Source organism: Candidatus Infernicultor aquiphilus (assembly GCF_002784285.1).
GTDB lineage: Bacteria > Atribacterota > Phoenicimicrobiia > Phoenicimicrobiales > Phoenicimicrobiaceae > Infernicultor > Infernicultor aquiphilus.
On the sequence record NZ_PFKO01000191.1, the window covers coordinates 1 to 3688 of the forward strand.

General features: G+C 32.4%; 4 protein-coding genes and 1 pseudogene. All 5 read left to right on the plus strand.

Annotated features, from left to right (window positions below; translation table 11 throughout):
* The first annotated feature begins 254 nt into the window (after positions 1-254).
* Positions 255-1049: a hypothetical protein gene (locus COZ07_RS05095; protein WP_406607500.1), complete on the plus strand. Its 795-nt coding sequence runs from the start codon at positions 255-257 to the stop codon at positions 1047-1049.
* A gap of 72 nt (positions 1050-1121) precedes the next feature.
* Positions 1122-1592: a hypothetical protein gene (locus COZ07_RS05100; protein ID WP_406607501.1), complete on the plus strand. Its 471-nt coding sequence runs from the start codon at positions 1122-1124 to the stop codon at positions 1590-1592.
* Between the two features lie 102 nt (positions 1593-1694).
* Positions 1695-1892 (plus strand): annotated as a pseudogene (locus tag COZ07_RS05105) (ATP-binding cassette domain-containing protein); the annotation flags it as partial.
* Positions 1893-1894: 2 nt separating this feature from the next.
* Positions 1895-2284, plus strand: coding sequence for an ABC transporter permease (locus tag COZ07_RS05110; protein WP_406607502.1), 390 nt, complete (start codon positions 1895-1897; stop codon positions 2282-2284).
* A gap of 478 nt (positions 2285-2762) precedes the next feature.
* Positions 2763-3688: 3'-5' exoribonuclease YhaM family protein (locus COZ07_RS05115; RefSeq protein ID WP_406607503.1), on the plus strand; the 926-nt coding region annotated here is incomplete at its 3' end.

A 3688-nucleotide genomic window follows, 5' to 3' on the forward strand; every position in this document is an offset into this window, starting at 1 on the left:
TGTAAAACATGTAAAAAGTGACCTTGTGCCGACTGGGTGGTGGCATCGAGACTTGGGGCGGGCTCGCTTGGATGCGCACCGTCCAGGCAATAGACTTTGCACCAGGAGTTGGGGTGGGTCCTCCACGGTGAGACTTCTTAAGCCTTAATCTTCATCTTTTTTACATAATAATTTGCCGCCTAACCGAGCGAATTAAATAAAATAAATAGTATAATAAATTAAGGAGTATTTATAAATGAATATTAGGTGGAATAATGATTAACTTAATTGATTTTAAAACCAAGCTTGAATCCTTGACTAGTAAATGGTGGCTTTATTTAATCTTGGGATTTTTATTTTTCTTACCTTCATATTATGCTATAAAATATCCAACCACAGAAATTCCCAAAGTAATCGTAGAAGTTTTGAAAAATCCGATTATTTATTCATATCCGATAATCTTTCCAGCGCTTAAAATATTAATGTTGATAATGGTATTGGGAATATTTCTTAGCCATATTTGGATTAATCGAATATTTGCTTTTTTCACATCTGTTCTCCTGTTAGCGGTCTCTTTATTTCAAAATAGTGCATTTACCAATGATTATGGATTTGTTTTATTAACAGGTAACTGTATCCTTCAATTGGTAGTGGTAATTTCATGGTTATGGGAAGTTTTATCACCCGAGAATGTTTACCCAAAACCAAGAGATTTTCAATGGAAATGGATTTTAGTCCCTGTAGTTTTTTTGTCCTATTGGTTTCCAATGGATAATGCTGCCAATCCGGATTTTTCAATTATTTCATTATTCACTAATGGGGCCATGTTGACTTATTGTATGGTAACTCCAATATTGCTTTTTTTATTAATCGCAGCTTATCCAAGGGTGAATGTAGTTACTTTCAGAATTACTCGTTTTGTTGGGTTGTTATTTGGCGGCATGAATATGATTAACTGGTTTATTCTAAATAGAGAATTTTGTTGGTTGGGAGTTTTACATTTACCATTATTTTTATTAGCAATTTTAGCCCTGTTTTTAAAAACAAAGAATATGGAAAAGATAGAATAGGACAAGGGAAGATTCTCGATGAATCGCGGCGAAAAATATTTAGAGAGGCAGGTTAAAAAATAAAGGAATAAAATGGACAAAGAAAAAGAAGTTAAATCTAAACCAAATTATTTATATAAACTCCACGACCTTCTTTTTGTAGGAAGTTCAATTATTTTTAATTTAGCGGTGAGCGGTGTATATATTGCCTCAAAAATTGGTTCCCCGGTTTTCTTAAAAATTTTTGGCATAACTGTCGTTTTATTAATAATTCCATTTACAATTTCCCTTGTTGGATACATAAAAATAAAAGCGAAAAAAAAGATAATAATCTCGCATATTATTATCCTCTGCTATCTCTTTCTGGAAGTAATGTTAGATTACGTCCTAAAAATCCCGTTTCGAGAAATTTTAGCACTTCATGTGCCTTATATTATTGTCTTTTATGCTGCGACTTTTAGTATGATAGGCGTTGCTCGCACCATCAGTAGAAAGATGGGGTTGCTGGTTTTATCAACCTTTTTGGTATTGATAGGATGCCTAATTTATATGTATCTTGATTAAATTATATAATAAATAAAAGAAAATATATTCAAACTATTTAAAGAGTAGCCTGTTTTGTATATTATATAATAGTGTGAGGCCACCTATTCCTATCCTAACTTAACCGTGAAGGAAAACCTTGAAGTATATTGGCATTTACGAAGATTGAAAGATAAAAAACTAATTGACAATGTTATTGAAAGAGTAGGGCTTTTGAATGATCAAAATATCAAGGCTAAGCATTTATCGTTAGGAAACTTACAGCGTTTAGGACTGGCAAAGGTATTAATGCACCAGCCCAAGCTATATCAACTCCTGTAAATTTGGTCTCTTATCTTTCACTTTATTTATCACAGGGAGCCGATGTTGCGGGAATAATAGTATTTGGATTTATCGCCAGTTACTTATTTGGCAGAGAATATTCAAATCATACTTACCGAGATTTACTTTCGTTACCGATTTCTCGTACTAAGATATTAATAGCGAAATATCTTATTTATATTATCTGGTGCCTGGGTTTGGTAATTTCCGATTTGATTATAGGTTTTATAATAGGTAAAATGTTAAATTTGTCTGGCTGGGGATACAGGATTATCTTTGAAAATGTTAAAATATATTTTGTTACTTCCCTGTTAACTATAGCATTGGGGATCTGGATATCTTTTTTTGCCTTATGGGGAACGGCTGGACTTCAGATACGCTTGGGACGTTAGGCGAAATAATCCGAAACGAATAATTGGTAGGTAGGCGGCGGCGAGAAGGACAGAGAACAACTAAGACAAAAAGAAGATACGAAAATGGGCTACACTGATGATCTAAAAATGCTTGAGGAAATGTGGATAGAAAAACTTCAACCCTTCGATGAAAACCGTTACAACAAACGAAAAATTATCAGATGAAATGCAGATTCAATTCTCACTACTGCAACTTTGAAATAATAGTAGGAGGAAGATGATCAAAATAGGGAAGATGAAGAGTAGTGAAAATTGCCAAGGGTTTGGGGATTAGCTAGGTATGTTGATTAGTACTATGTGATGTTATTTGCACTATTTTTGAAATATAGTTACTTTAGGTACTTTTTGGGTTGTAATCATATAATAAAACAAATTAAATTTTAACTAAAAATATAATGCATATTTATGTTCAATGATAAATACCTCAGAATTATTAAAAAAGGAGTAGTGATGTGTTTTGATTAAAAAACAGATGGTGAACGATTTAAATTTGAGTACTAAAATTGATGACGTATTTTTCTTAAAAGATATAGAGTTTAAAGTAAGGAGAGATAAAAAAACCATAGATATGTTCTTTAAAATTGCTGATAAGACCGGGGAAATTGAAGCCGTAAATTGGGATGTTTCTAATGATAAAGTAGAAGAATTAGGCAAGATTGAATTTGCCCGAGTTCAAGGGTATGTTACTAAAAAGAAAAGTGATGGAACCCTTCAGGCAACAATCTCTTCTCTTACTAAAACTATTCCCTTGGATTATTCAGACTATTTACTCCAATCAGATAAAAATTTAGATGAATTAATTAAAAAGATCTTTTCTAAAATTGATTCCATAGAAAATCCCCACTTAAAAAATCTTTTAGAAAGTTTTTTTAAGAACCAAGAATTTATAGAAAAATTCAAAAAAGCTCCCGCAGCAACAAAAGTTCATCAACCTTATATTGGTGGTTTAACTGAGCATACTATAAATGTAGTGGCTATTTGTGAGGCTATATGTAATATATATAAAGAAATAAACCGTGATTTTCTAATTACTATGGCTATTCTTCATGATATAGGTAAAATAAGGGAATATGCCTATGATAAAGTTATTGAACTTACTGACGAAGGTAAACTTTTGGGTCACATTGCCATAGGTTTAGAGATGATTGACCAAAAAATAAAGAGCTTAGACAATTTTCCTCCGGATTTAGAATTAATGATAAAACATACTCTCTTAAGTCACCATGGACATTTTGAATTTGGTTCCCCCAAGCTACCCAGTATATTAACTGCTATTGCTCTTCATTATGCAGATGAGATGGAGGCTAAGGTAAGTGGTTTTATCAATATCAAGGCAGAAAATAAAGGTTTTTATGAAAAATGGAGTAAATGGGTCTGGTGGTT

Excerpts from the sequence above, each read along its gene's own strand:
- COZ07_RS05095 (WP_406607500.1), top strand. The coding sequence starts at position 255 with ATGATTAACTTAATTGATTTTAAAACCAAGCTTGAATCCTTGACTAGT.
- COZ07_RS05100 (WP_406607501.1), top strand. The coding sequence starts at position 1,122 with ATGGACAAAGAAAAAGAAGTTAAATCTAAACCAAATTATTTATATAAA.